The organism is Bradyrhizobium sp. DN3 (assembly GCF_041357655.1).
Lineage (GTDB): Bacteria > Pseudomonadota > Alphaproteobacteria > Rhizobiales > Xanthobacteraceae > Bradyrhizobium.
Map to the genome: position 1 here is coordinate 37272 of NZ_JAULLN010000008.1, position 26779 is coordinate 64050.

27 protein-coding genes and 1 pseudogene are annotated in these 26779 nt (G+C 63.8%); 13 read left to right on the forward strand and 15 right to left on the reverse strand.

Annotated elements, in window-relative coordinates; translation table 11 throughout:
* Nucleotides 1–27 precede the first annotated feature (27 nt).
* Together AAE027_RS13795 and AAE027_RS13800 are read right to left on the reverse strand one after the other, a co-directional pair.
* Complete coding sequence (locus AAE027_RS13795) at nucleotides 28–783, reverse strand: alpha/beta fold hydrolase (RefSeq protein WP_370985833.1); 756 nt, start codon at nucleotides 781–783, stop codon at nucleotides 28–30.
* A 37-nt stretch (nucleotides 784–820) separates the two neighbouring features.
* On the reverse strand, nucleotides 821–1714 hold the full coding sequence (locus tag AAE027_RS13800; RefSeq protein WP_370985834.1) for an NAD(P)/FAD-dependent oxidoreductase: 894 nt from the start codon (nucleotides 1712–1714) through the stop codon (nucleotides 821–823).
* 115 nt (nucleotides 1715–1829) lie between these two features.
* Here AAE027_RS13800 and AAE027_RS13805 point away from each other — a divergent pair, with 115 nt between their 5' ends.
* On the forward strand, nucleotides 1830–2564 hold the full coding sequence (locus AAE027_RS13805; RefSeq protein WP_370985836.1) for a TetR/AcrR family transcriptional regulator: 735 nt from the start codon (nucleotides 1830–1832) through the stop codon (nucleotides 2562–2564).
* A gap of 182 nt (nucleotides 2565–2746) precedes the next feature.
* Nucleotides 2747–3487: an IS5 family transposase gene (locus tag AAE027_RS13810; RefSeq protein ID WP_370985837.1), complete on the forward strand. Its 741-nt coding sequence runs from the start codon at nucleotides 2747–2749 to the stop codon at nucleotides 3485–3487.
* Between the two features lie 87 nt (nucleotides 3488–3574).
* On the opposite strand, the gene AAE027_RS13815 is transcribed toward AAE027_RS13810, so the two are convergent.
* A complete protein-coding gene (locus AAE027_RS13815) occupies nucleotides 3575–4177 on the reverse strand; it encodes a TetR/AcrR family transcriptional regulator (RefSeq protein WP_370985838.1) in 603 nt (200 codons plus the stop codon).
* A gap of 130 nt (nucleotides 4178–4307) precedes the next feature.
* Between AAE027_RS13815 and AAE027_RS13820 the strand changes: the two genes are divergently transcribed.
* From AAE027_RS13820 to AAE027_RS13830, 3 genes are all read left to right on the forward strand, one after another.
* Nucleotides 4308–5540, forward strand: a complete 1233-nt coding sequence (locus tag AAE027_RS13820; RefSeq protein ID WP_370985840.1) for an MFS transporter — start codon at nucleotides 4308–4310, stop codon at nucleotides 5538–5540.
* 170 nt (nucleotides 5541–5710) lie between these two features.
* Complete coding sequence (locus tag AAE027_RS13825; protein ID WP_370985841.1) at nucleotides 5711–7447, forward strand: adenylate/guanylate cyclase domain-containing protein; 1737 nt, start codon at nucleotides 5711–5713, stop codon at nucleotides 7445–7447.
* A gap of 119 nt (nucleotides 7448–7566) precedes the next feature.
* A complete protein-coding gene (locus AAE027_RS13830; protein ID WP_276339337.1) occupies nucleotides 7567–7689 on the forward strand; it encodes a hypothetical protein in 123 nt (40 codons plus the stop codon).
* Between the two features lie 133 nt (nucleotides 7690–7822).
* Here AAE027_RS13830 and rpmG (AAE027_RS13835) read toward each other — a convergent pair whose 3' ends face one another.
* Nucleotides 7823–7990: a 50S ribosomal protein L33 gene (gene rpmG / locus AAE027_RS13835; protein ID WP_007603295.1), complete on the reverse strand. Its 168-nt coding sequence runs from the start codon at nucleotides 7988–7990 to the stop codon at nucleotides 7823–7825.
* A 75-nt stretch (nucleotides 7991–8065) separates the two neighbouring features.
* Between rpmG (AAE027_RS13835) and AAE027_RS13840 the strand changes: the two are divergent.
* The 4 genes and pseudogenes from AAE027_RS13840 to AAE027_RS13855 form a co-directional block, all read left to right on the forward strand.
* Nucleotides 8066–8364 (forward strand): annotated as a pseudogene (locus AAE027_RS13840) (MFS transporter); the annotation flags it as partial.
* 397 nt (nucleotides 8365–8761) lie between these two features.
* Nucleotides 8762–10156, forward strand: coding sequence for an ammonium transporter (locus AAE027_RS13845; protein ID WP_370985844.1), 1395 nt, complete (start codon nucleotides 8762–8764; stop codon nucleotides 10154–10156).
* Between the two features lie 70 nt (nucleotides 10157–10226).
* Nucleotides 10227–10574, forward strand: coding sequence for a hypothetical protein (locus AAE027_RS13850; RefSeq protein ID WP_370985845.1), 348 nt, complete (start codon nucleotides 10227–10229; stop codon nucleotides 10572–10574).
* Complete coding sequence (locus AAE027_RS13855; protein WP_370985847.1) at nucleotides 10552–11655, forward strand: DUF6745 domain-containing protein; 1104 nt, start codon at nucleotides 10552–10554, stop codon at nucleotides 11653–11655. Before AAE027_RS13850 ends, AAE027_RS13855 begins: the two co-directional genes overlap by 23 nt.
* A gap of 209 nt (nucleotides 11656–11864) precedes the next feature.
* On the opposite strand, the gene AAE027_RS13860 is transcribed toward AAE027_RS13855, so the two are convergent.
* The 7 genes from AAE027_RS13860 to topA all read right to left on the reverse strand — a co-directional run bounded on the left by AAE027_RS13860 (nucleotide 11865) and on the right by topA (nucleotide 20724).
* Nucleotides 11865–12395 (reverse strand): hypothetical protein, encoded by a 531-nt coding sequence (locus AAE027_RS13860; RefSeq protein ID WP_370985848.1) that lies wholly within the window; start codon nucleotides 12393–12395, stop codon nucleotides 11865–11867.
* A 99-nt stretch (nucleotides 12396–12494) separates the two neighbouring features.
* Entirely contained in the window at nucleotides 12495–12662 is a 168-nt protein-coding gene (rpmG, locus tag AAE027_RS13865; protein WP_007603295.1) for a 50S ribosomal protein L33, read from the reverse strand.
* 124 nt (nucleotides 12663–12786) lie between these two features.
* Nucleotides 12787–14112 (reverse strand): LLM class flavin-dependent oxidoreductase, encoded by a 1326-nt coding sequence (locus tag AAE027_RS13870; RefSeq protein ID WP_370985850.1) that lies wholly within the window; start codon nucleotides 14110–14112, stop codon nucleotides 12787–12789.
* 278 nt (nucleotides 14113–14390) lie between these two features.
* Nucleotides 14391–15143, reverse strand: coding sequence for an NUDIX hydrolase (locus AAE027_RS13875; RefSeq protein ID WP_370985851.1), 753 nt, complete (start codon nucleotides 15141–15143; stop codon nucleotides 14391–14393).
* A 31-nt stretch (nucleotides 15144–15174) separates the two neighbouring features.
* Entirely contained in the window at nucleotides 15175–15615 is a 441-nt protein-coding gene (locus tag AAE027_RS13880) for a DUF983 domain-containing protein (RefSeq protein WP_370985853.1), read from the reverse strand.
* On the reverse strand, nucleotides 15609–17963 hold the full coding sequence (gene rnr, locus AAE027_RS13885; RefSeq protein WP_370985854.1) for a ribonuclease R: 2355 nt from the start codon (nucleotides 17961–17963) through the stop codon (nucleotides 15609–15611). The genes AAE027_RS13880 and rnr overlap by 7 nt, the downstream gene beginning before the upstream one ends.
* A gap of 7 nt (nucleotides 17964–17970) precedes the next feature.
* The gene (gene topA, locus AAE027_RS13890; protein WP_370985855.1) at nucleotides 17971–20724 is read right to left on the reverse strand and encodes a type I DNA topoisomerase; all 2754 of its coding nucleotides are present in this window, start codon (nucleotides 20722–20724) and stop codon (nucleotides 17971–17973) included.
* Between the two features lie 311 nt (nucleotides 20725–21035).
* Here topA and AAE027_RS13895 point away from each other — a divergent pair, with 311 nt between their 5' ends.
* Nucleotides 21036–21191 carry a hypothetical protein gene (locus AAE027_RS13895; protein WP_370985856.1) on the forward strand — a complete coding sequence of 52 codons (156 nt, stop codon included), beginning with the start codon at nucleotides 21036–21038 and terminating at the stop codon, nucleotides 21189–21191.
* A 171-nt stretch (nucleotides 21192–21362) separates the two neighbouring features.
* Here AAE027_RS13895 and AAE027_RS13900 read toward each other — a convergent pair whose 3' ends face one another.
* Nucleotides 21363–21833 (reverse strand): winged helix-turn-helix transcriptional regulator, encoded by a 471-nt coding sequence (locus AAE027_RS13900; RefSeq protein ID WP_370985857.1) that lies wholly within the window; start codon nucleotides 21831–21833, stop codon nucleotides 21363–21365.
* Nucleotides 21834–21956: 123 nt separating this feature from the next.
* Here AAE027_RS13900 and AAE027_RS13905 point away from each other — a divergent pair, with 123 nt between their 5' ends.
* Nucleotides 21957–22730 carry an SDR family oxidoreductase gene (locus AAE027_RS13905; RefSeq protein WP_370985858.1) on the forward strand — a complete coding sequence of 258 codons (774 nt, stop codon included), beginning with the start codon at nucleotides 21957–21959 and terminating at the stop codon, nucleotides 22728–22730.
* A 170-nt stretch (nucleotides 22731–22900) separates the two neighbouring features.
* Nucleotides 22901–23083 carry a hypothetical protein gene (locus AAE027_RS13910; protein ID WP_370985859.1) on the forward strand — a complete coding sequence of 61 codons (183 nt, stop codon included), beginning with the start codon at nucleotides 22901–22903 and terminating at the stop codon, nucleotides 23081–23083.
* A gap of 72 nt (nucleotides 23084–23155) precedes the next feature.
* Here AAE027_RS13910 and AAE027_RS13915 read toward each other — a convergent pair whose 3' ends face one another.
* On the reverse strand, nucleotides 23156–23764 hold the full coding sequence (locus AAE027_RS13915) for an FMN-dependent NADH-azoreductase (RefSeq protein WP_370985860.1): 609 nt from the start codon (nucleotides 23762–23764) through the stop codon (nucleotides 23156–23158).
* An 83-nt stretch (nucleotides 23765–23847) separates the two neighbouring features.
* Between AAE027_RS13915 and AAE027_RS13920 the strand changes: the two genes are divergently transcribed.
* Nucleotides 23848–24294, forward strand: coding sequence for a winged helix-turn-helix transcriptional regulator (locus AAE027_RS13920; protein ID WP_370985861.1), 447 nt, complete (start codon nucleotides 23848–23850; stop codon nucleotides 24292–24294).
* 281 nt (nucleotides 24295–24575) lie between these two features.
* Here the strand turns inward: AAE027_RS13920 and dprA are convergent, their stop codons facing one another.
* On the reverse strand, nucleotides 24576–25718 hold the full coding sequence (dprA, locus tag AAE027_RS13925; protein WP_370985862.1) for a DNA-processing protein DprA: 1143 nt from the start codon (nucleotides 25716–25718) through the stop codon (nucleotides 24576–24578).
* Between the two features lie 123 nt (nucleotides 25719–25841).
* Nucleotides 25842–26717 carry a hypothetical protein gene (locus AAE027_RS13930; RefSeq protein WP_370985864.1) on the reverse strand — a complete coding sequence of 292 codons (876 nt, stop codon included), beginning with the start codon at nucleotides 26715–26717 and terminating at the stop codon, nucleotides 25842–25844.
* Between the last annotated feature and the right edge of the window lie 62 nt (nucleotides 26718–26779).

A 26779-nucleotide genomic window follows, 5' to 3' on the forward strand; every position in this document is an offset into this window, starting at 1 on the left:
TGGGATCGAGCGAGCGCTCGGCGCGACTCACGATGCCACCATGTCGGCGTGAATCGCCTCGACGACCGCCGCGGGGTGGGTCAGTGGGATCATGTGTGCAGCCCTGGGGACAACGACCGTGCGAGCGTCGAACGCTTCCGCGAGCAGACGGCTCACCGACCGCGGAGCGGCCGACGTTCGCTCTCCGACGAGCACCGAGGTCGGCACCGCGGTCGGGGTGAGCTCGGCGAGCGTGGTCCGATCGGCTGCGCTGGCGGTCATATCGAGCCGCAGCCGCGGTGTGAGCCCTGCAACTAGCGCACGGCCCTTCTCGCCCAGCGCGTTCCACGCGCCGGCGCCGCTCCAGTGCTCCACCAACAGGCAGGCGGCCGCATCGTGATCCGGGAGCGCGCGCATGAACCGATCGCAGAGGGTCTGCACCTCGCGCAGGGCGTCTTCCTCCCCGGGCACGCGCAGCACGCTGACGACCATAGGATCGACCAACGTGAGCCGCGCCACGCGAGACCCGACGGCCAGCCGCAGGTGAAGTCCGAAAAATGCCCCGATCGAGTGGGTGACGAGGTGGAACGCGCCGACGCCCTGCATGTCGAGCCAGCCGCGCAGGTGGGCCACCTCGTCCTTTAGCTGCCACGCCTCGCTCGGTGGCGGCGACCGCCCGTAGCCGAGCATGTCGGGTGCCACCACCCTGGCGCCGTGCGCCTCCAGACCCGTGCGGACCGCGGCCCAGGAATAGGAGCCGGTGGCCGAGCCATGGAGGAGCACAATGGGAAGGTCGTTGGTCATCGGAGATCCTGACTTCGGGAGAAGGGAATCTATGCTCTCAAACCACCATCGACTGCTGGGCGAAGATACCCGCCATCGCGCCCTGCGATGATGCCTGGGTGACCGAGGGCAAGAAGGGCGTGACGAGGTCGCCGGCGGCGTAGATGCCAGGCATGCTGGTTTGACGGCGCTCGTCGACCTTGAGGGCGATGCCGACGGGCGTATCCACCGTGGCGAGACCCAGTGATTCATGCAGGCTCGCGGACGGCTTGTTGCGCGGATGGGCGAACAGGATGTCGACCGCGACATTGCGGCCAGTATCGAGATTGACGGTGGCGATATGGCCCTTGTGATGGGCGATCTCGGTGATCCGGCCATCGACGACAGGTATGTTGCGGCGCGCCAGATCGGCCTGGATATCGGGCGGAATGTCGTGACCATCGGCGAAGAGCGTCAACTTGTCGGTCCAATCGAGGAACAGCCTGACCTGATTGTGCGACTGCGGGCCGGACCAGACGAGGCCCCAATGCTGGCCGGCGACTTCAAAGCCGTCGCAATAGGGGCAGGGCACGATGGACGTGCCCCAGCTTTCGGCAAAGCCCGGAACATCAGGCATCTGGTCGGCCACGCCATAGCTCAGGATCAGACGACGCGCCCCAAGGCTTTCGCCATCGCCAGTGATGACGTTGAAATCGTCGATGGCGCCGGAGACACTTTCGGCCCGGGCACTCACCAGCCTGATCGCGGGATAACGCGCCAGCTGCTGCCGCGCCTCGGCCAGGATGTCCAGCGGCGGCTTGTGATCGTGGCCGAGCAGGCCGTGCGAGTGGCCGGCGAAGCGGTTGCGTGGCAGGCCGGTATCGAGAACGGTGACCTTGCGGCGGGCACGGCCGAGTTGCAGGGCGGCGGCGAGGCCGGCGAAGCTGCCGCCGATGATGATCACGTCATCCATGGTGATGGGCTCCGGATGGAGGACAGGTCGAAACCTACCCGTTGGCTTGCACAATTCGGATACTTCATGGTATCGTAATTCAAGAATTAGGATACTGTCAAGTACTGGAATTGTCGTGACCGAAAACAGCCAGGGCCGGCGTGGCCGGCCCGCCAACGAAGCGCTTGGCCAAACGATCGTCGACGCCGCGAGCGAACTCTTTGTGGAATTGGGTTTTCAAGCAACGACGTTGGACAAGGTCGCCCAGCGGGCGAAGATATCCAAGCTCAGCATCTACAGGCACTTCGAGAGCAAGGAGGCGCTGTTCAGCGCGGCCATCGCGGCCGGCTGCCATCAGTTGTTTGCACCACAGGCGCTTCTTGAAGGCGTCGACGGTTCGGTCGAAGATCAGCTCATGGCGGTGGGATCATCACTGCTTCGCACGCTGTTGAGATCAGACGTCCGCAGTGTCGAAGCCATGGTCATGGCCGACAAGACGAGTCAAAAGTCGTTAAGCAAGCTCCATTACGAAGCCGGCCCCGCCCATGTCATCGGCCAAATCGAGGCCCTGTTGCGTCAGCTGCACGCGAAGGCGCTTCTGAACGTGCCCGACCCTCTCCAGTCCGCCCGCTTGTTTGCCGCGCTTTTCAAAGGATCCGATCTCCTGATGATCGCACGCTTCGATGAGGCGAGAGCAGAGGACGACAACGAAATCGAATCCTATTGCCGGTCGGCCGTCGCCATGTTCATCGCCGCGCACCGTGGCAACGACCAAGTGGGCGGAGATTTGTCTGCCCAAAGTCAAAAAACAAAACTTGAATCGTGCGTGACCGCGTCGGCCAGCAGATCAAGGCAGGCCAGCCGATCATGAAAATCGACGAGTCGGCCACACGGTCCGACTAACGTCCGCCTTGGGTCATTTTCGAAGATTTGAGCGGGGGTCGTCGTGTGGCTGATGTCCGCTTTGACCTGAAAGCGCCAAACCATCGCCAGCCAAAAGGTTGCGTTTGGCCGGACGCTCATGATTCAACTCGCATATTTGGGGCTCGAATCATGCGCTACGAACTTGCCGATTGTGAATGGGTTGCCATCAAGCCGATGTTGCCGAACAAGCCGCGTGGCGTCCCTCGGGTAAACAACCGACGTGTCCTCAATGGCATCTTCTGGGTCTTGCGATCCGGGGCACCTTGGCGTGATCTGCCCGAAGCGTTTGGCCCATACACCACTTGCTACAACCGGTTCGTCCGCTGGCGGCGGGCTGGTGTCTGGGGCCGCATCATCGACGCGCTCGCCGCTGCCCATGTTGCCGCTGTGCAGATGATCGACACCTCCATTGTCCGAGTGCATCAGCATGGAGCCTGCATCACACGAAACCAGCGCCAGTCGATGGGGAGGTCACGCGGCGGCTTGACGAGCAAAATTCATGCGGTGGTCGATAGCAATGGTCTGCCGGTACGGCTGGCGCTGAGCCCCGGCGAGGCACATGACGTTCGACTCGCCGGAAAACTGCTGTCTCGACTGAAATCCGGGTCGATGCTGCTTGCGGATCGTGGCTATGATGCCGACTGGATCAGAGAGCTTGCCATGAAGAAGGGCGCGTGGGCCAACATTCCACCGAAAAGCAATTGCAGCGATCCGATCTGCTTCAGTCCCTATCTCTACCGCGCTCGCAACCAGGTCGAGCGGTTCTTCAACAGAATCAAACGGGTGGCAACGCGCTACGACAGGCTCGCCGCTAACTACCTTGCCTTCGTACAGCTTGCATCGATCAGGGTATGGCTGGCTGCGCGTTAATGAGTCCACGTCCTAACCTCGCTGCCTCTGGAATACTGGATCACCCGCTTTCGCGGGTGATGACACCGAGTAATGCGGTGGCAGCGATCACTGCGGCGGACGCTTGTCCTTCACCAGCTTCGCATCATCCCCCACATCCACCCCGGCATTGCGCAGCAGCACCTTCGCCGCCTCTTTTGCTGCCCGCGCCATTGCGGGATCGTCGCGGACGAGGTCCTGGGCGATGGAGCCGTCGACGAGCAGCACGAGCTGCGTTGCGAGCGCGTCGGCATCGGCCACGCCGAGCTCGTTCAACCGATCGCGAAACCAGACGCGGCGGCTTTCCTTGAAGGCGATTGCGATCTTCTTCACGGCGCGGTCGGAAGGCCCCAGCTCGGCGACCGCATTCACGAACGGGCAGCCGCGAAAATCCTTGGACGCAAAGCGTCGCTCCAGCGAATCGAACGTCGCAAGGATCTGTTCGGCCGGCGGCTTGTCGGAGGGGCGCGCGCTGACGAAGCGGCGCTCGAGGTAAGCCGCGATCAGCGCGTCCTTGGACGGGAAGTGGTTATAGAGCGTGCGCTTGGAAATGCCGATCTCGGCCGCGATGGTGTCGACGCCGATGGCGCGAATGCCTTGCAGATAGAACAGCTTGTCGGCGGTTTGAAGGATCCGCTCTTTCATCGTCTGTGGGGCGGGCGGGGGAGCCATGCGGTAGCGCGCGTCCTGTTCGCTTGACAGCACCGGCCCTTTATAGCCTAAGTACACAGGTCTGTGTACCCAAAATCAACGGCAAAAGCAGACGTCGGCTTTCGCGCCGTGCCCAAAAGGGAGAAGAAAAATGCCCCTGTTGCAGGTTCTGCGTCCGACATTGCCCATCCTGATCGGCGCCTCGATCATGCTGACGCTGAGCATGGGGCTGCGGCAGTCGCTCGGCATCTTCCTGCAGCCGCTGACGCATGACATCCACATCTCGGTGTCGGATTTCACACTGGCGCTGGCCGTCCAGAACCTCGCCTGGGGCTTTCTGCAGCCGCTCGCCGGCGCCATGACCGAGCGCTACGGCTTTCGTCCCATCATGATCGTGGGCGCGCTGATGTACATCGTCGGCCTCGCGCTGATGGCGACCGCCAACGGGCTTGTCAGCATCATGATCGGCGCCGGCGTTCTGATCGGCACCTCGCTGGCCTGCACGGCCGCTGCGATCGCGATGTCGGTGGCGGCGCGCGCGGTGCCTGAGACGGTGCGTTCCACCGTGCTCGGCATCGTCTCCGGCGCGGGCTCGCTCGGCGCGCTGTTGTCGGCGCCGATCGGGCAGATGCTCAACGAGGGCTTTGGCTGGCGCATTGGCCTTGCCGGCTTCGTCATCATGTCGGTGCTGATGATCCCCGCCGCCTGGTATGCCGGGCGCGTCGACCAGATCCCGCTTTCCAAGCCAGCCGCCGACGAAATCGATGATGCCACCGCCGCGATCGCGGCGCGGACCGCGTTCGGCAATGCCTCCTTCGTGGTGATGACCTGCGCCTATCTCGTCTGCGGCATGCAGCTGGTGTTCCTCACCACGCATCTGCCGTCGTATCTGGCGATCTGCGGCCTCGACCCGATGCTGAGCGCGCAGACGCTCGGCATGATCGGTGGCTTCAACGTGCTGGGCTCGCTGTTCTTCGGCTGGGCCGGGCAGCGCTGGAACAAGCTGGCGTTGCTGGGTGCGATCTACATCCTGCGCTCGCTCGCGCTCGCCTGGTATTTCATGCTGCCGGCGACGTCGTTCTCGACGCTGCTGTTCGGCGCGATCATGGGCTTTTTGTGGATGGGCGTGGGCCCGCTGGTCGCGGGCGCGGTCGCCGAGATGTTCGGCCTGCGCTGGCAGGCGATGATCCAGGGCCTCGCCTTCATGAGCCACCAGATCGGCAGTTTCCTCGGCGCCTACGGTGGAGGGCTGCTCTACGACGCGCTCGGCTCCTACACCATGGCCTGGCGCATCGGCGTGGCACTGGGCCTCGCCGGCGGCATCGTGCAGGTGGCGTTCGCGCTGATCCGGCCGTCGCAGCCGCCGGTGTTGAAGGCGGCGTAGCGAGGGGCGTTCGTAAGCGCCAAGCAAGCGTCTCGCCGTTTGGCCGCGAATAGCCGCTCGTGCCCCCGAAGCGACCTGGCGCGGCGTCCAGACCCCAGCCCTTCGTCCGGCTGGGACGGAAGATGTTCATCCTGCTATATTAATTCCAAACTGGCAGGGTGGCGGTGGCTATGGCGCGCGTTGAGAGACGGTTAGCGGCGGTGCTGGCAGCGGACGTTGCCGGTTATTCGCGGTTAATGGGCGCCGATGAGGTCGGCACGCTCGAAGCTCTTAAGGTCATCCGCCGCGAAATCGTCGATCCAGCCATTGCGGAGCACAAGGGCAGGATCGTCAAGACGACCGGCGATGGCCTCCTGGTCGAATTCGCCAGCGCTGTCGACGCGGTGACTTGCGCCATGGCCGTTCAAGAGAAGATGGCCGGCCGGGAAGGACAGATTGCCTTTCGCATCGGCATCAACATCGGCGACATTATCAGCGACGAAAACGACATCTTTGGTGATGGCGTGAATGTGGCCGCACGCGTTGAGAACGAGTGCGCGCCGGGCGGCGTGTGCTTGTCGGGAAGTGCGTTCGAACAAGTCAGGGGAAAAACGACATTCGAGTTCGATGATCTCGGGGAACGATCGCTGAAGAACATCGATCAGGCGGTTCGACTATATGAAGTCAAACCTGCCAATGCGAAGGCAGCGACTGCGGAGAGCAATCGACTGCTGTCATTACCCGACAAACCTTCAATTGCGGTTCTACCTTTTCAAAATATGTCCGGCGACCCGGAACAAGAGTACTTCGCCGATGGCATGGTGGAGGACATCATCACTGCGCTGTCCCGCTTCAAATGGCTGTTCGTGATCGCCCGCAATTCGACCTTTACCTATAAGGGGCGGTCCGTTGACATCAGGCAGGTTGGACGCGAACTGGGGGTTCGCTATGTGTTGGAAGGCAGCGTGCGACGGGCGGCCGACCGCGTACGGATCACAGCGCAGCTGATTGACGCGGAGACCAGGGCCCATATCTGGGCAGATCGCTACGACCGCGCCGTCGACGACATCTTTGCCTTGCAGGACGAAATTACCGTGAGCACCGTCGCCGCGATCGAGCCCAGCGTGCGTCAGGCCGAAATTGAACGGGCGAAGCGCAAACGGCCTGACAATCTCGATGCCTACGACCTCCTGCTACGTGCGACGCCGCTGGTGGACACCGGGATGCCGGAGGGCGCGTCGCAGGCGGTGCCACTCCTCGAGCGCGCACTTCTACTCGAGCCGAACTACGCGCTCGCGCACGGCCAGACGGCCTTTTGCAATGAAATACTATATCTCCGAGCGGGAAGGCGTGAAAGCAATCGTACGGCCGCGATAAGGCACGCGCATACTGCAGTGGCGCTTGGCCCCGACGATGCCCCGGCACTCGTTTACGCCGCAATCGCTATCGGTCTCGTCGAGCATAACCGTATCTTGGCTCTGGAAACCTTCGAGGCCGCCCTGGCAATCTCCCCGTCGGCGGCGTGGGCCTATTCCTGGGGCGCGTTGATTTTGGGCTGGGGAGGGCAAGCCGAGCGTGCCATCGAATGGGGCGAGCGGGGTATCCGCCTTAGTCCATTCGATCCGTGGATTACCGCAGCGCTGCATGGCATTTGCATGGGTCATTTTCTTCGCGGACGCTATGAAGATGCTGCGGCGGCAGCGCAACGGGCCATTCGCAGCAAACCAGGTTTCAGCGTCTCGCACATGTTTCTGGCAGCGTCGCTTGCCAAACTCGGACGAATGGAAGATGCGAACGCAGCCGCCGAGCGCGTGATGCAACTTCAGCCCAATTTCAGCAGCAATGGTCAGTGCTCCGCCATCGGCTGCGTGCCGCTGCTCGCAACGCCACTGATCGAAGCAATGCGCGCCTCAGGTCTTCCCGAATAACGGGGATCTGCCACCCTGACCAATGCGTCAGTACAGTTGACTTTTAACCGAAGTTCCACAGGGCTAGGCTGCCGAGATTAATGATCGCGCTCCCGCCAGATGGTGAGAGGAGGCGTGGCATGATCGAACAGCCGCACTTTGACGCGTATTCAATCCCAGCACGTATCTGCTTTACCGTTGCATTGCTTGGTTGTGCCGTACTGATCGCCGTGTTGGTTACGAGCGTCTACTTCTTGGAATAGAGCTGGAGTGAACCTCTGCGACGAACCAGGCTCGCGCCATCGGCATGGCGGCTGGGATACGAGAGGGGCGAGCGGGCAAAATAAAAACGGGGCCCGAAAGGGCCCCGCAAAACTCTTCAACGCTGCGCCGATCTTACTTGATCTTGGCTTCGCGGAATTCGACGTGCTTGCGCGCGACCGGATCGTACTTCTTCTTGACCAGCTTGTCGGTCATGGTGCGCGAATTCTTCTTGGCGACGTAGTAGAAGCCGGTGTCAGCCGAGGACACGAGCTTGACCTTGATGGTGACCGCTTTGGCCATGTTCAGAACCTCAGGAATAAAGGGAATCTGGAGCCGGCCAAACGGCCCGCGTTGGCCGGCAACCTAGCCAGAGCCTCGACGCTGGTGTTCGGCGCGCTGATGGGGTTCCTCTGGCTCGGCGTCGGGCCGCTGGTTGCGGGCGCTGTCGCAGAGATGTTCGGCCTGCAATGGCAGGCGATGATTCACGGGCTCGCCTTCATGAGCCACCAGGTCGGTAGCTTCGTCGGCGCCTATGGCGGCGGGCTGATCTATGGCGCGCCCGGCTCCTACAACATGGCTTGGCGGATCGGCGTCGCGGTGGGCTCGCCGCCGGCATCGTTCAGATCGCGTTTGCGATAAAGCCGACGGCGCCACCCGTGCTGCGAACCGTATAGGCATCGTCAGCGATTGCTTATTTGTTAGGCGATGCGCTGCTGCGCGAAGCAGCGCATCGCGCGATTGCCGCAAAGCAGCAAACTGGAATCGCTGCGCATTCAGTAGCTTGAATGAATCGCATCGATGGTGCGAATCTTGCAGGTCCTTTGATCAGGAATTGGAACGTCTCTGACGCTTTCCGATCTGGCGACAAGGGAAAGGCCGATAAGCCATGAGGCTGGTCGCCGCCAGTCTCCAGTCATCGAGGCTCGACGACCTCATCGCGCCGAGCCGCGATCATTGTGTCCCAAAAACCCGAGCTGATCGCGCTGGCGTCGTCACGCCGGCGCGAACGATCGTTTCCGCGGTTCCACTCGAACAATGCCCAGAAAACATCTCTTGCGACTTGGGAGGACGATGATGGAGTCAAGAACATCCACGCGCCAAAGGCTCGTGACGTTGTTGGTCGCGCTGTTGGGAATTGCGCTTCTCTACCTCGCCCTCGGCGAGGTCGCGCTGGCCGAGGATGCGGCCCCGCCCGCTTGCGGCGGCAAGATCCTCGAGGAGTGCACGCCCAATCCTGGCGACACCGCCTGGATGCTCACCTCCGTTGCGCTGGTGCTGATGATGACGGTCCCGGGTCTCGGGCTGTTCTATGGCGGCATGGTGCGCAAGAAGAACGTGGGCGACACCGTGATGACGAGTTTTGCGGTGACGTGCCTCGTCACCATCCTGTTCGCGATCCTGACCTATAGCCTGGCCTTCCGCGCCGGCACGCCGTTCATCGGCGGGCTGGACCGCATGTTTCTGAAGGATATCCTCAGCGACATCGGCAAGGGCGGGATCGGTAATCCCAATCCGCTCGCAGCGACGATCCCCGAGAGCGTCTACATCTGCTTCCAGATGACCTTTGCGATCATCACGCCGGCGCTGATTGCCGGCGCGTTCGCCGAGCGGATGAAGTTCTCCGCGATGCTCTGGTTCATCGGCCTGTGGGCGATCTTCGTCTATGCGCCGATCGCGCATTGGGTATGGGGCCCTGACGGCATCTTCGCCTCCGGCAACGACGCCGCCTGGGTCAAGGTGCTCGATTTCGCCGGCGGGACCGTGGTGCATATCAATGCCGGCGTGGCCGGCCTGATGTGCGCCATCATGCTCGGCAAGCGCAAGGAGACGGGACCGGCCCATAACATGGTGCTGACCTTCATCGGCGCCTCGCTGCTCTGGGTCGGCTGGTTCGGCTTCAACGCCGGCTCCGCGGTGACGGCGGGCATGCAGGCCGGCATGGCGATGCTGGTGACGCAGATCGCAACTGCGGTCGCCGGCTTCACCTGGATGCTGGTGGAGTGGTCGCTCAAGGGCAAGCCGACGGTGGTCGGCATCTGCTCGGGGGCGGTCGCGGGCCTCGTCGCCATCACGCCGGCGTCCGGTTTCGTCAGCCCGGTAGGGGCCTTCGTGATCGGGATCGCGGCCGGCGCCCTCTGCTACTGGGGATGCACCGGGCTGAAGGCCATGTTCAGCTATGACGATGCGCTCGATTGCTTCGGCGTCCACGCCGTCGGCGGCATCGTCGGCGCATTGCTCACCGGCGTTTTCGCCGTCGAGCAACATGGCGGCACTGCGGGTGCGCTGGAGGGAAACCCGATCCAGTTCGTCAACCAGTGCATCGGCGTCGCCACGGTCTTTGTCTACGATGCCGTCGTCAGCCTGATCATCCTCTACGTGGTCAAGCTCTTCGTCGGCTTGCGGGTATCGGAGGATATGGAGCGCGACGGTCTCGATCTCGCACTGCATGGCGAGGTCGTGCACTAGATCGCCGACGGCAATGTTGAACCAATCCGGCCATCCGCACATCCAGCGGATGCGTCGGCAGGGAGAAGACATGATGACCGAGATCTTTGCGCAAGGTGACCTGCTGATCGAGCGGGTGTCCGATGTCGCGCCATCGGGAGCGCTCACGGAGACCGCCGAAGGTGTGCCGCTGGTCCTGCTGGAGGGCGAGGCCACCGGACATTGTCATGCGATCCGCGAGCGCGTGACGCTGTTTCGCGACGACGATCTGGCGCGCGACATTCCGGCCGGGCTCTATCTCGGGCATCTCCAGATTGCCTCGGCCTATGCGCGGGTGACGCATCAGGAGCATGCGCCGCTGACGCTGCCGCGCGGGACCTATCGAGTGCGCCGCCAGCGTGAGTTGGGGCCGCGAGATGCGCGCGTCCTCGCCGATTGAGCAGACGGCGGCGTTGGGCGATTACCGTGCACGGTGGAGAGCCGTCCGACGCTCGACCGCGCCTGCCGATCGCGACAGCGCGGAGCAGGGCGTGCGGCTTGCCTATCGTGCTGCAGGACTGGAGCCGCCGGCCCGCATCGTCTGGTGCGACGGCCCGCAGGCGCTGGCCGGGCTTGTCATTTCGCGCGATGACGGCCGCAATCTCCGCTTTCAGCTCGTCGATCGGCTTCGCCGTCAAATCATTTCGAAAATCGAGGCGCGGATTCACCGGAAGGTGCTTGCCGCGGTCGACAGCGCAGTCAATCCCGCGGACGCGCTGGTCACTGCCGCGGCCGAGGCGGTGATTCGGAACGTGCCGGAGCAGAACCTGTCCGTGCTGGGCCAGCTGCGCCGAACCGGTCTGTCGCTCGCTGGCGTGCTGCAGGCGCTCACCGCCCCGCGGAGCTTTTCGAGCTGCGCGGCGGGGCCGCACGATCTGTCGTGGCTGGGTGCTTACGACTATCTCCGCGAGGTCCTCGGTTTGCACGCCGAGACCGAGCCGCTGCGCGGCCTGATGCAACTCGCGACGGGCGTGGGCTGGCTGCTGCCGCACGAGCACACCTGCTGGCTCGCGGAGCGACCGAACCTGTTATGCGGCGATGCGCGCGACCGGCTGCATCACGCCAGCGGTCCGGCGCTGCGTTATCCCGACGGTTGGTCGATCTGGGCCTGGCGCGGGGTGGAGGTGCCACGCTGGATCATCGAGCACCAGGACCGGATCACGCTCGCTGCGATCGACGACCAGATCGACGTCCAGGTCCGCCGCTGCATGATCGAGATCATGACGGCGGAGCGTTACGTCGCGCTCGGCGGCGCCACCCGCGTGGCCGAGGACGAGACCGGAATCCTGTGGCGCCGCAACTGGCTCGCCGCGGACGCCTGGGCCGCCGTGGAGGTCGTCAACGCCGCGCCCGAGCCGGACGGCAAGCGCAGGCATTTCTTCCTCCAGGTGCCGGCCAATCTGCACACGCCGCGCGAAGCGGTTGCGTGGACCTACGGCATGAGGGCAGAGGCCTATGCACACCTCGTGGTGAGGACGTGAGGGCTGGCGGGCATGCCGCTGACTGTTCACCTCTCCCCAATGGGGAGAGGTCGGATTGCGAAGCAATCCGGGTGAGGGGTCGCAGCGCTCAGCGAGACCGTAACCCCTCACCCGGATCGCATCTTTCGATGCGATCCGACCTCTCCCTTCGGGAGAGGTGAAGAGAGCTCTCCGGCTGATAGCGCTTCGACCAAGCTCATTGCGCGCTACTAACTTCGATAGTAGCGCCACATCCGCAGGAAGGTGCGATGGATCACGTCCGGCGGCTGATCGAACGGCTCGACATTGATCCGCACCATGTTGGTGTGGCTCATCCGCCAGGGTAGCCGCATCAGCCAGCGCCAGGACGGCTGCTTGCGCCAGTCGGCCACGAGCGCGCTGGTGAGCGGCGCGTTCAGCACGATCTGGAGTTCATGCACCGTCATGGCGCGCTCGGCGATCTCGACAAGGTCGATGCGCTCGATGGCGCGCCAGCGGATCAGGCCGAAGGCCTGGACGAAGATGCCGTACTGGTTCGCGCCGATCGTGGGCCGGCCGGTCTCGAGCAGTGGAATATTGTAGTAGGTAAACCCGGCCGCGAGCGCCGCGAGCGCAAGCCAGTAGAACTCGCCGGTGAGAAACGCGGCGGTGCAGAAGATCGCGGCCAGCGCCGCCGTGACGTAAACCGGGAAATAGACATCGTCGCGGCCATAAGCGACCGAGTAGCCACCGACATGTTCCTCGTCCAGGGCTGCGCTCATGGACGTGGAGGCTACGACCATCGACCGCAAATAAAAACGGCCGCAAATAAAAACGGGGCCGCGAAGGGCCCCGTCAAAGTCGTTCAGTGTCCCGCGATCTTACTTGATCTTGGCTTCGCGGAATTCGACGTGCTTGCGCGCGACCGGGTCGTACTTCTTCTTGACCAGCTTGTCGGTCATGGTGCGCGAATTCTTCTTGGCGACGTAGTAGAAGCCGGTGTCAGCCGAGGACACGAGCTTGACCTTGATGGTGACCGCTTTGGCCATGTTCAGAACCTCAGGAATAAAGGGAATCTGGAGCCGGCCAAACGGCCCGCGTTGGCCGGCAACCTAGCCAGAAACCGCCTGATGTCAAGGTTTTAGGGGGCAAAAAGCGGCCAAATCGGCCCGATCAGGCCTCGAAGAACCGATTTTTCGGCCGCGGCAGGCCCAGATTCTCCCTCAAAGTGGGCCCTTCATACTCTTTGCGGAAAATCCCGCGGCGCTGCAGCTCCGGCACGACCTTGTCGACGAAATCGTCGAGGCCGGCGGGCAGGAACGGGAACATGATGTTGAAGCCGTCCGAGCCGCGCCCGACGAGCCATTCCTCCATCTGGTCGGCGATGGTCTTGGCGGTGCCAACGAAGGACAGCCCGCCATAGCCGCCGACGCGCTGGGCGAGCTGGCGCACGGTGAGCTTTTCGCGGGCGGCGAGATCGACCATGCGCTGGCGGCCGCTCTTGCTGGCATTGGTCTCGGGGATGTCGGGGAGAGGGGCGTCCGGATCGAAGCCCGAGGCATCGGTGCCTAGAATGACGGACAGCGAGGCGATGGCGCTGTCGTAGTGCACGCGGCTGTCGAGCAGCGCGCGCTTCTCCTTGGCTTCATCGACGCTGTCGCCGACCACGACGAAGGCGCCGGGCAGGATCTTTAGATGCTCGGGGTCGCGGCTGACCTTCTCCATGCGGCCCTTGATGTCTGCATAAAGCTTCTGGCCATCGGCGAGGCTGCCGCCGCCGGTGAACACGGCTTCCGCGGTCTCGGCGGCGAGCTGCTTGCCGTCTTCGGACGCGCCGGCCTGCACGATCACCGGCCAGCCCTGCACCGGGCGGGCGATGTTGAGCGGGCCGCGCACTCTCAGATATTTGCCGGAATGATCGAGCGTGTGCATCTTCGCGGGATCGAAGAACAGGCCGCTCTCGACGTCGCGCACGAACGCATCGTCGGCGAAGGAGTCCCAGAGGCCGGTGACGACGTCGTAGAACTCGCGGGCGCGCCTGTAGCGCTCGGCGTGCTCCATGTGATCGTCGAGGCCGAAATTCAGCGCCGCGTCCGGATTAGATGTGGTGACGATGTTCCAGCCGGCGCGGCCGCCGCTGAGATGATCGAGCGAGGCGAAGCGCCGCGCGACGTGATAGGGCTCGTCGAACGTGGTCGAGCCGGTGGCGATCAGGCCGATGCGTTCGGTGACGGCCGACAGCGCCGACAGCAGCGTGAACGGCTCGAACGAGGTCACGGTGTGGCTGCGCTTGAGTGCATTGATCGGCATGTTCAAGACGGCGAGGTGATCGGCCATGAAGAAGGCGTCGAACTTGCCGGCCTCGAGCTTCCTAATCAGCTGCTTGATGTGGGCGAAGTTGAAATTGGCATCGGGCCAGGCGCCGGGATAGCGCCAGGCGCCGGTGTGGATGCTGATCGGGCGCATGAACGCGCCAAGCTTGAGTTGCCGTTGTGCCATCGCCCGGTGTCCTTCTTGGTGACGCTGGGGAAAGACATAGGCACGCGGCGGAACTCCGCCATTGGCGGGGACGGGAAGAATTTTTTGTTTTTTGCAGCTCTCTCAGCACGTCATGCCGGGGCGAGCCTCTTGGCGCGAGCTATGATGCGCAATCGCGCATCTGAGAATCCATCGAGCCGCAGACACGGTGGATGAATGGATTCCGGGTTCGCGCTGCGCGCCCCGGAATGACCAGTGGAGAGAGCCGCGCCCCGGAATGACGGAGAGGGGAGCGCCGATCAGCTCAAAACATCCTTCTGCATCTTGCCGCCGTAGAAATGGAAGAACGGCACCGGCGCATCGTGGCAGAGCGGGCCGGTGGCAAGGCGCGTGTCGAGCTCGTTGAGCACATTGCGCGTCATCGGATGCAGATCTGCGAGCGGTTTTGAGCCGAGTTCGACCCAGACCAACTCGACCAGCTCGGCATCGGCATGGATCACGCCGTCGACGCGGTGGGTGATCGCGGAGGCATCCGCCGTGAAGAAGCGGGTGTCGAAGCGCTTGACGCGGCCGGGCGGGGTGATGGCGCGGGCGATCAGGAACAGGCCGGAGGGATCGGGCAGCAGGCCGGCATCGGCGAACGGTTTCCAGGGGCCCTCGAGCTTGGGCACCTTGCCCTCCACTTGGCGGCCGAGGCAGAGACCGGTCTCCTCGCAGGCTTCGCGGATCGCAGCAATGGCGAGCGACTTCGCGCGCGAGGCCGGCGTCTTCGGGCTGCCCTTGGCGAGATTGGCCTCTAACTCCGTGGTGATAGGGGCGGCGCAGGGCACGCGATAATCGGCCTTGTCGACGCGGCCGCCGGGGAAGACGAACTTTCCGGGCATGAACACCACCTTGTCGTGGCGCTTGCCGACCAGCACTTTCGGAATGGGCCCGCTGCGATCGACCAGGATCAGCGTCGCCGCATCCCTCGGGCGAAAATAGGGATGGTGGTCGGCTTCCTTCTCATCGTGAACCCTGGCCTTCTCCACTGCCTGCGCAATATCCGTCATATCCTCACCCAAACCGTTTTTTGCTTCTTGCTTACACAGGCGGAATACCATCGGGAGGGTTCTCGTCAAACCCGTGCATGCGCAAAGCCCATTGCAAGCCGACCACAGCTCCCTTCACGGGCTGCAACAACGCGAGCGAGGCGACGAAGGTGAAGGGCAGATAGGCCACGAAACTGAGCCAGATCGGCGTGGTGTAGTTGGTCTCGATCCAGAGGATGGCCGGCACCACGATGTGACCGACGATGACGATGACGAGATAGGCGGGCAGATCGTCGGCACGATGCGGGGTGAAGTCGAGGCCGCATTTGGCGCAATTGTCCGCCGTCTTCAGGAAGGCGCGGAACAGCTTTCCCTCGCCGCAGCGCGGGCAGCGACCGCGAAAGCCGCGCTTCATCGCAGCCCACACGTCGCGCTTCTCGACGAGGCCGGTCTCGCGCGTCCAGATCTTTGGGGCCGTGCTCATCGTCACCATGCCTTGCCCTTCTGTCCCTTGCCTTTGCCCTTGCTCTTTCCCTTGACCTTCCTGCCCTTGGCAGATTTTTGCTTTTCCGGCTTGCGTTTTCTCTCCGGACTGCGCCCCGGATGCGCCTTGGACAATTTGCGCTGCGGACGGAACGGCCGGCGCTCGCGGGGACTGGTCTCGCGTTCTGACGACAGCAGCTCGAAGCGTAGCGCGCCTGCGATAGGAGCTGCTTCTATCAGACGGACGTCGACGACGTCACCCAGCTGATGCATGGTGCCGCTGCGCGTGCCGACGAGGGCGTGGCGGCTCTCGTCATAGTTGAAATATTCCGCGCCGAGGGATCGGATCGGGATCAATCCATCGGCGCCGGTCTCGCTCAGCTTGACGAAAAGACCGGCGCGGGTGACGCCGGAGACGCGTCCCTGGAAGCTGGCGCCGATGCGGTCGGCGAGGTGATGCGCGATCAGGCGATCGACGGTCTCGCGCTCCGCCTTCATCGCGCGCCGTTCGGTCAGCGAGATATGCGCGGCGACCTCGCCGAGCGATTCCGGCGTTTCGCTGTCGGGCAGGGCGCCTTCGCCGAGGCCGAGCGCGCGGACCAGTGCGCGGTGCACGATGAGGTCAGCATAGCGGCGGATCGGCGAGGTGAAATGCGCATAGCGGCGCAGGTTCAGGCCGAAATGGCCGTAATTCTCCGCGGAATATTCCGCCTGCGCCTGGGTGCGCAGCACGACCTCGCTCACCAGCGGGTAATAGTCGTGACCTTCGAGCTGGGCCAGCACGCGGTTGAACAGGGTGGGGCGCAACGCGCCTGATTTCGCGAAGGGAACGTCGAGCGTTTGCAGAAACTCGCTGAGCGCGTGGACCTTCTCCAGCGTCGGCTCATCGTGCACGCGATAGATCAGCGGCAGCGATTTCTTCTCCAGCATCTCGGCCGCGGCGACGTTGGCGAGGATCATGAACTCCTCGATCAGCTTGTGCGCATCGAGACGTTCGGGCACGACGACGCGGTCGACCGTGCCGTCGCTCTTCAACAGGATCTTGCGCTCGGGCAGATCGAGATTGAGCGGATCGCGCTCGTCGCGGGCGCGCTTGACGCAAGCATAGGCGGCGTAGAGCGGCCTCAGGATCGGATCGAGCAGCGGGCCGGTGGTGTCATCCGGCCGACCGTCGGTCGCAGCCTGTGCCTGCGCATAATGCAGCTTCGCCGCCGAGCGCATCAAGATGCGGTGGAAGCTGTGCGAGCGCTTGCGGCCGTCAGGTCCGATCACCATGCGCACCGCGAGCGCGCCGCGTGGCTCGCCCGGCACCAGCGAGCAGAGATTGTTGGAGATGCGCTCCGGCAGCATCGGCACGACGCGGTCGGGGAAATAGACCGAGTTGCCGCGATCGAGCGCGTCGCGGTCGAGCGAGGTGCCCGGCCGCACATAGAAGCTCACGTCTGCGATGGCGACGTTGACGATGAAGCCGCCCTTGTTGTTGGGATCATCGTCGGCCTGCGCATGCACCGCGTCGTCGTGATCCTTCGCATCCGGCGGATCGATGGTGACGAGCGGCACGTCGCGCCAATCCTCGCGCCCTTTCAGGTTCGCCGGCTCGGCCGCTTCCGCCTCGCGCTCGGCCGCGGGCGAGAATTGCAAGGGGATGTCGTGGGCGTAGATTGCGATCAGGCTGATCGCCTTCTCCGACTTGACCGAGCCGAGCCTCTCCTTGACGCGGCCGGAGGCGAGGCCAAAGCCGCGCGAACGGACGATGTCGACGCTGACGAGGTCGCCGTCCCGCGCGCCTTGTGTATCGGCCTTCGCGATGTTCAATTCGCGATCAGCGAACTTCTTGTCGACGGGGACGAGCCGTCCGCCGCCTTCGGGCAGCTCGCGGAACACGCCGAGGATGCGGCTCTTGGCCTTGTCGATGAGCTTGATGATGCGGCCGCGATAGGCGGGGCCTTCGTCCTCGTCGGTGCGTTCGACGCGCAGCAGCGCGCGATCGCCGACACCGGCGGCGGTGCCAGGCTTGGGCCGGCGCGGCATCTCGATCAGGATTTTGGGCGGCTCGCCGCTTTCGACCTCGTCCCATTCGGCCGGTGAGGCGATCAATTCGCCGTCGCTGTCGCGCCCGGTGATGTCGGCGAGCAGCGTCGGCGGAAGCGTGTCCGGCTCGGAGACCTTGTGCCGCTTCTTCTTGATGATGCCGTCGTCGGCGAGTTCGCGCAGCATGCGCCTGAGCTCGGCGCGATCGGCGTTCTTCAGGCCGAACTCGCGCGCAATTTCGCGGGTCCCAACCTTTCCGTGGTTTGCCTTGATGAAGGCGACGATGGCTGTCCGGTCGGGAAAGCCACGGTCATTCTTGCGTTTCACTTAACCTCTAATTCTTGCCGGCACTCTTCTTGGCCGGAGCCTTGGTGGCGGCTGCCTTGGTCGGCGACGGCTTTGTGGCAGAAGTCTTGGCCGTCGACGGCACGGCGGCGCGCGCCTTGCTGGTGGATTCGGTTTTCGATTTGGCCGCGGCTTTCTTCGCGGCGGGTTTCTTCGGCTTTGGCGCGGCGTCCTCTCCGTCCGTAGCCTTCTTGGCCTTGGCGGGCTTTGCCGCCTTCTTCGCCTTGGTCTTGCCGCCGCCCTTGGCCGCGCGCTCGTCGATCAGTGCGATCGCCTGCGGCAGCGTGATGGCGTCCTTCTCGAACTCGGCCGGGATCGTCGCGTTGACACCGCCCGCGGTGACATAGGGGCCATAGCGGCCGCTCTTCACGGTGACGGTGCCGAGCGTCGGATGATCGCCGATCGCCTTGCCGGGATCGGCGCCGAAGCGGCGGCTCGGGCCCTTGGCGACCTTTTCCGCGATCAGCGTCACCGCGCGGTTGAGGCCGATGTCGAACACCTCGTCGCCGGCCTCGAGGCTGGCGTAAGTCTTCTCGTGCTTCACGAACGGCCCGAAGCGGCCGAGGCCGGCGGTGATCGGCTGACCGGTTTCCGGGTGCTTGCCGATCTCGCGCGGCAGCGACAGCAGTTTCAGCGCAAGCTCGAGGTCGACATCGCTGGGCGAGGTGCCCTTCGGAATGCCCGCGCGCTTCGGCTTCTCGCCTTCCGCATAATCCTTCTGCTCGCCGAGCTGGATGTAGGGGCCGAAGCGGCCGGCCTTGACCCAGACATCGAAGCCGGTGTCGGGATCCTGGCCGAGCGAGCGGTCGGCGTTGGCTTCGCCATCGGCGGCGAGCTGGCGGGTGTAGCGGCACTCCGGATAGTTCGAGCAGCCGACGAAGGCGCCGAACTTGCCGGCCTTCAGGTTCAGCCGGCCGGTGCCGCAGTTCGGGCACTGCCTGATGTCGCCACCATCGGCGCGAGGCGGATAGATGTGCGGGCCCAGCATTTCGTCGAGCACGTCCAGGACCTGCGCGACGCGCAAATCCTTGATGTCGTCGACGGCGCCGATGAAGTCGCGCCAGAAATCCTTCAGCACCTCCTGCCAGGAGATCTCGTTGTTGGAGATGCGGTCGAGCTGCTCTTCGAGGCCCGCGGTGAAATCGTATTCGACGTAGCGGCTGAAGAAGCTCTCGAGGAACGCGATCACGACGCGGCCCTTGTCCTCGCCATGCAGGCGCTTCTTCTCCAGCTTGACGTAGCCGCGGTCCTTCAGGACCTGGAGGATCGAGGCATAGGTCGAGGGTCGGCCGATGCCGAGCTCTTCCATGCGCTTGACGAGGGATGCCTCAGAGAAGCGCGGCGGCGGCTCGGTGAAATGCTGGGTGACGGCGAGCGACTGCCGCTTCAGGGCTTCGCCTGCGCTCATGCCGGGCAGGCGGCGGGAATCCTCGTCCTCCTCGTCGTCGCGGCCTTCCTGGTAGAGCGCGAGGAAACCGTCGAACTTGATGACCTGCCCGGTGGCGCGCAGCTCCAGCGTCCGGCCGCCGGCTTTTGCGGTGATGTCGACCGTGGTGCGCTCGAGCTCGGCCGCCTCCATCTGGCTCGCGATGGTACGCTTCCAGATCAGCTCATAGAGCCGGGCCTGATCGGCATCGAGCTTGCGGCTCATGCTGTCGGGGCGGCGCGAGAGGTCGGTCGGACGGATCGCCTCGTGCGCTTCCTGGGCGTTCTTGGCCTTGGCCTGGTACTGGCGGGGAGCGTCCGGCACATAGGCGTTGCCGTAATCCTCGCCGATCACCTTGCGCGCCTGGGTGATCGCCTCGGGGGCAATCTGCACGCCATCGGTTCGCATATAAGTAATGAGTCCGGTGGTCTCGCCGCCGATGTCGATGCCTTCATAGAGGCGCTGGGCGATGCGCATCGTGTGCGCCGGCGCGAAGCCATATTTGCGGCTGGCTTCCTGCTGCAGCGTCGAGGTGGTGAAGGGCGCCTGCGGATTGCGCCGCGCGGGCTTGGCATCGACCGCGGTCACGGCGTAGGCGGCTGCTTCCAGCGCCTTCTTGAAGTCTTCGGCTTCCTTGCCGGTGCCGATGTCGAGGCGCTGGATCTTCTTGCCGTCGGCGCCGACCAGGCGGGCCTCGAAGGCATCGCCGCGCGGGGTCAGCAGGGTCGCGACCAGCGACCAATATTCGCGCGGGACGAACTTCTCGATCTCGAGCTCGCGGTCGCAGACGAGGCGCAGCGCCACCGACTGCACGCGGCCGGCCGAGCGCGCGCCGGGCAGCTTGCGCCACAGCACGGGGGAGAGGGTGAAGCCGACCAGATAGTCGAGGGCGCGGCGCGCCATATAGGCGTCGACCAGCGCGCCGTCGATCTGGCGCGGATGCTTCATGGCTTCCGAGATCGCCTGCTTGGTGATGGCGTTGAACACTACGCGCTCGATCTTCTGGTCCTTCAGCGCGCGCTTCTCTTTAAGCACCTCCAGCACGTGCCAGGAGATGGCCTCGCCCTCGCGATCAGGGTCGGTCGCCAGAATCAGGCGGTCAGCGCCTTTCAGTGACCTCGCGATATCGTTCAGCCGTCCGGCGGCCTTGGGGTCGACCTCCCAGATCATCTTGAAATTGGCGTCGGGATCGACGGAGCCGTTCTTGGCGGGGAGGTCGCGGACATGGCCGAACGACGCCAGAACCTCGTAGGACGAGCCCAGATATTTGTTGATCGTCTTGGCTTTCGCCGGCGACTCCACAATGACGATATTCATGTAGTTCCAGTAACTTACGGGAAAATCTTGGGCCGAATACGAAAGGACTCGGGTCGGCCGTTTCGACCCGAACATGGGTGGTGAGGCCGGTCCTGTCAAATCGGCGAGTGTTGAAAGCCGCCGCAATGGGAAAAGTTTCATATCGAGAAAGTTGCAAAATACCACCTTGGAGTTGCGGCCGATGTCGGCGTAATGTTTCCGCGGGGCATGGATTCGGGGTGGGTCTGGTGACTAGGCCAGGAAAGAAACGGGCGCGCGCCGCAACAGGCGCGCCGGGAGGCTCGCGCAACGAGGAACCGGGGGAAGGTGGGGTGGATGAGGCGGTGGCCTTCATTGCCGAGCAGACGGCTGCCCTGCGCAAGCTCGCCGAGCGCCACAAGCTGCACGTGTTACATTATCTCTTGGGCATGACACAGCTCGAGGCCGACGAGCATCTGAGGCTGCGGAGCAGGCGCAAGCTGTCGTGAGAGGCGGGCGTTGCTCCACAAAGGCTGTCATGCCCCGCGCAGGCGGGGCATCCAGTACGCCGTGGCCTCTCCGTATTCACCGCCGCCTCTGGAATACTGGATCGCCCGCCTTCGCGGGCGATGACATTGAGAGTGCGGTCACAGCTTGCCACAGGCTCGTCAGCGCGACGGCTATCCCGCCGACCGCCGCCGCGGCGCCGGCCGCGGCTTCAGCGTGGTCTCGGCCGGGCTGAGCAGCCGGCCGTCCTCGGCGCGCATTTCGAGCTTCTTCACCGGGCGGCCCTTGGCGCGATCGACCAGGATGGTCGCGATCTCTTCGGGGTGATCGTCGAACTCCTCGCTCCATTGCCGCAGCGCCACCAGGATCGGGAAGGTGCCGCGGCCCTTCGGCGTCAGCACGTATTCCTGGTAGGCGCTGCCGTCGGAGGCGGGGGCGGTCGCCAGAATGCCGTGCTCGACGAGTGACCGCAGTCGCACCGACAAGATGTTCTTGGCCATGCCGAGCTTGCTCTGGAATTCGCCGAAACGGCGTGCGCCGAGCAGCGCCTCGCGGATGATCAGCAGCGACCACCAGTCGCCGAGCGCCTCCAGCGATCGCGCGATCGGGCAGGCATCGCCCTCAAAGCTCGTTCGTTTCACCATGGTCTTTCGTCCTGTCGCGTTCGCCCGCTTTCGGCGGGCGATCACGCGCTTGTGTGGTTGCATCATAAAACCATTTCCCCTACATGGCAACTTAGTTTCATCATGCAACTACTGGAGGCGAGCGTGAGACTGAAGAACAAGACGGCCCTGATTACCGGCGGCAACAGCGGCATTGGCCTTGCGACCGCGAAGCTGTTCGTGGCCGAGGGCGCCAGGGTCGTGATCACCGGGCGCAACAAGGAGACGCTGGAGGCAGCTGCGAAAGAGCTCGGGCCGAACGCGCTGGCGCTCGCCGCCGACGCCACCGACATCGCCGCGACGGAAGCCGCGATCAAGAAGGGCGCCGAGACGTTCGGCAAGTTCGACATCGTCTTCGCCAATGCCGGCATCGCCGGCGGCACGCCGCTCGGCTCGGCGACGCTGGACGTGTTCGAGAAGGTCATCAGCACGAACCTCACCGGCGTGTTCTTCACCGTTCAGTCGGCGCTGCCGTATCTCAACGACAACGCCTCGATCATCCTCAACGGCTCGGTGATCTCCGTGCTCGGCATTCCCGGCTACTCGGCTTACGGCGCCGCGAAGGCCGGCGTTCGCGCGATGGCGCGGACCATGGCCTCGGAACTGTCGCCGCGCGGCATTCGCGTCAACGTGGTGGCGCCCGGTGCGATCCGCACGCCGATCTGGGGACCTGCGGTCGCGACGCCCGAGGCCGAGAAGGCGTTCGAGAAGCGTATCGCGCTGTCGACGCCGCTCGGCCGCATCGGCGAAACGGATCACGTTGCGAAGACGGTGCTGTTCCTCGCCTCCGATGATTCCGCCCATGTGCAGGGCCAGGAGATCTTCGTCGACGGCGGCGCGGTGGCCTCTCCGAGCGGCGCGCCGATCTATCGCGGCTGATCAAATGCAAATTGAATCGGTTGGCGCAGTGCGCGCGGTTGCGCCGGCCGGTTCCTGCATTTTGCGCGATGTATTCAAAAACCTTTGCGTGAGAACTTGAACCTCCGCGCGCACTGCCAAGACATTTTTACGGGCAGGAGACAGAAGACTCATTTTTAAGGGAGTCCGTTATGCTGAAAGCAGCCCGTATTTTTTCGTCGATTTCATCACCGCGTATTTACACTGAAAATTCCGCCACCCCGGCCAAACGCTCCGGAAGGTCCGAACTCGTCGCGGTCGCACTGTTTTCCGGAATCGGCCTGTTCGTCTCGCTCGTCGCCGTGATCCTGGGCATGCAGGGCGTCTGGTTTTAGCTTTGCAGATGGCGCAGCCGTCCATCAGCCGCCGCAGGCGATGCCGCGGCGACTGATGATGTCGGTATGATCTCAGGCCGCGCGCAGGCTGGTTGCGGCCTGGAGCGCGCCGGCCAGAGACTTCTCGCGGTGGTCTGGCCCGACCTGGATGCCGTCGGCGATAATGAATTCGGCATTATGGATGCCCATGAAGCCGAATACGCCGCGCAGATAGCTTTCGAGGTGCTCCAGCGCTGCGGCGGGCGAGCCCGCGCCGTAATAGCCGCCGCGCGAGATCGCGACGATCACGCGCTTGCCGCCGGCGAGCCCCTCTGGCCCCGCTGCGCCATATTTAAAAGTCTTCCCCGCCACCAGGATGCGGTCGATCCAGGCCTTGAGCTGGCTTGGGATCGTGAAATTGTACATGGGCGCGCCGATGACGACGGTGTCGGCGGCCAAGAACTCGTCCAGAGCGGCCGCGCTCGCGGCGAGGTCGGGTGCGAGTTCCGCCGGCACGGGTGCGCCTTGCGCGGCGGCCAGGTGCGAGCCGGAGAGGTGGGCGAGCGGGGTCTGGGTCAGGTCGCGATAGGTGATGTCGAGCCCGGGCATCGCCTGGCGCAGCCGGTCGACGATGGCGGCGGAAACCTGCCGGCTGACGGAGTGGGGGCCGAGGACGCTGGAGTCGATATGGAGGAGTTTCATTGGGGTCACCCATGGTATAAGTTTGTAACCCGCGCTACATGAGTGACTGTCGAAATCCCCGCAAGAACGCACTTTTTTGAGCCATGGGCACATTATTGAAACCTGAGAACACCGATTTGCCTGCTCCGCCGAGGCTAAATCCAAGGTCGGATACAAGGCCCGATCCAAGGCCGGATCCCAACCATGCGGATTGTCGTGGGGTCGCCTCCGTGCTGTCCCGCGTCGGCGACAAATGGAGCGTGTTCGTCATCATGATGCTCAGCGACGGGCCGAAACGCTTCAACGAGCTGAAGCGCATGATCAACGGCATCTCGCAGCGGATGCTGACCTTGACGTTGCGTGGGCTGGAGCGCGACGGCCTCGTCACGCGCACGATCTTTCCGACCATCCCGCCGCGCGTGGATTATGAGCTGACCGATCTCGGCCGCGGGCTGTCGCAGCCTGTCGAGGCGCTCGGCAAATGGGCGAAGGACCATCTGGTGCAGATCGAGGCGGCGCGGACGCGCTTTGACGAGCGCAACGACGGCTGACGCGCAATCAATTCCGATTGACCCATGCGAGCCGCGGTTCATCTCGTGGTGCTGAATTAAGAATGAAAAGTAGATGCGTCCCTCGTGCCATCGGGATGGTTTTACCCTCCCCTGGAGGGGGAGGGTCGGCTCACATTGAGCGCAGCGAAATGTGAGACGGGGTGGGGTGACAGTCTCTCCACGTCGAACAGTGTTGCTCGTGGAGAGATCACCCCACCCCGCTCGCGCTTCGCGCGATCGACCCTCCCCCTCCAGGGGAGGGTAAGGTACGGGCCAGCTCTCTAAAGCAGCGACACCAGCCCGCCGCCGTGACGCTCCAGCTTGCCGGCGAGCTCGAGCTCCAGCAGCACGGTGCGCACGATTGCGGGTGAGGCGCCGGACATCCGTACGAGATCGTCGATCGAGATTGGGGCAGGGCCGAGCAGGCCGGTGATCTGGTCGCGATCGTGGCCTTGCGGATCGCTCTCGAACGGCTCGCTGTCGGGCTCGCTCGCCGGATGCATCAGCGGGCGCTCCATGATCGGCTGCACCGCATTGACGATGTCGGCGGCCTCGGTGACGAGCGTTGCGCCCTGCTTGATCAGATCGTTGGTGCCGGCGGCGCGCGGATCGAGCGGCGAGCCGGGCACCGCGAACACCTCGCGGCCCTGTTCGGCCGCCATGCGCGCGGTGATCAGCGAGCCCGAGCGGTGCGCCGCCTCCACCACGACCACGCCGAGCGACGCACCGGAGATCAGGCGGTTGCGGCGGGGAAAGTCACGGGCGCGCGGCTCATGGCCGAGCGGCATCTCGGAAATCGCGGCGCCCTCGTGGTCGAGGATCGCGGCGAGCAGGTCGCCATGCTCGGGCGGATAGATGCAATCGTGCCCGCCGGCGAGCACGGCGATCGTGCCGCTTTCGACGCTCGTGCGATGCGCGGCCTGGTCGACGCCGCGGGCGAGGCCGGAGATGACGACGAAACCGGCTTCGCCGAGCTCGCGCGCAAGCTGGCCGGCAAACTTCAAGCCGGCGCCGGAGGCGTTGCGCGAGCCGACGATCGCGATCATCGGCCGCATCAAGGTTTTCGCGTCGCCGCGCACGGCGAGCAATGGCGGCGCATCGTCGAGCGTTGCGAGCCGCGCCGGATAGCCGTCTTCGCCGGGCGCGAGCCAGGCGATGCCGAACTTGCGGCTCGCGGCGAGCTCGGCCTTCGCTTCATCGGCGCTACAAATGCGCCCCGATCGCTGCGCACCGCCACGGCGCGCCAGATCCGGCAGCCGCTCCAGCGCGGCGCGCGCGGTGCCGAAATGGTCGACTAGCGAACGGAAGGTGCGCGGCCCGACATTGTCGGAGCGGATCAGCCGCAGGCGGTCGATCCGCTCAGACTCGGTCAGCTCCACGCTTGGATTGATGGCGTCCACGGCGTCTCCTTGTGGACGCAGCATGGAGCAACCTGAGGGCGTGAGCAACTCTACTCTTCGGCCATTCAGGCTCTGATTGATAGGGCTCGGCAGTAACTCTTCTGTACTTTCGGGCCGAATTGTCGACCCGACGGCTATGCGAAGAGCTTAAGGAGCCGCGACTGGACTAAAGAACATCTCGTAGGGACTACTGCTACCCACGGCCATTGTAGTTTCGTTCTCACGGCCAACACGGAATCCAGAGCCGTCTTTTGGTACGCGCACCGTAGCGAAGTATCGGGTACGGTTTGCGATATAGAATGTATATGGCGTCGCAGCGTCGAGCCTCCTGATCTTGAAATTGGAGGTCTCTCTCCTCACCACATTCCCTGACCTCAATTGTTTGCCGTCAATGGATGCCACGCCTTCGCCCACGGAAATTACATCCGTCGGTAGATATGGCACGGCCTCATAGTAAGTTATTTCGAGATTGAAGGACGCTTCGAATATAGGCGGATCTTTTATTGCGGTCAGGTCGCAGCGATAGATACTGGTAAGAAGCGACCATGGCGGATTGAACTTGTGCCAATCGATCTGCTCGGCTGGCTTGGTGAGATAGTTTATGAGATGGGCCTCTTCCGCTCCTGATGCTGGCATTTCAAATATTTGGATTTTGCCATCGGGGGGACCGATCCTTGGTAGGACGTCGAAATGACAGTCGAAAAGAATATCAGCTTGCGTATTGTTGGACTTTTGCTGAACGGCGGTTTGCTGCTTCGACGCGTCCATCCTCATGGCGCCGACGAGTCCTAGTACGGCTCCCGAAATGATTAGGGCGGTGCCAACCAGCAAAAGCACGAAGCCTTTCCTTTCTCTCAGGTTCGAACAGACAAGATATAGTATCAACATGGCCCCGCCGGACGCGCAGAATGCGATCATTGTCCAGCCGATCCACATCTGCTCGGGCGCAACCATGATTGCTCCCGCGCCACCAAGCCCCACAAGGGCGAGGCCAATCCCGATTTTGCCTTCGTCCGTAAGCATCGCGTGTACCGTCCTGAATGAACAGCCTACACTTGAGTTGATCTGAAATTCGAGGAAACTAG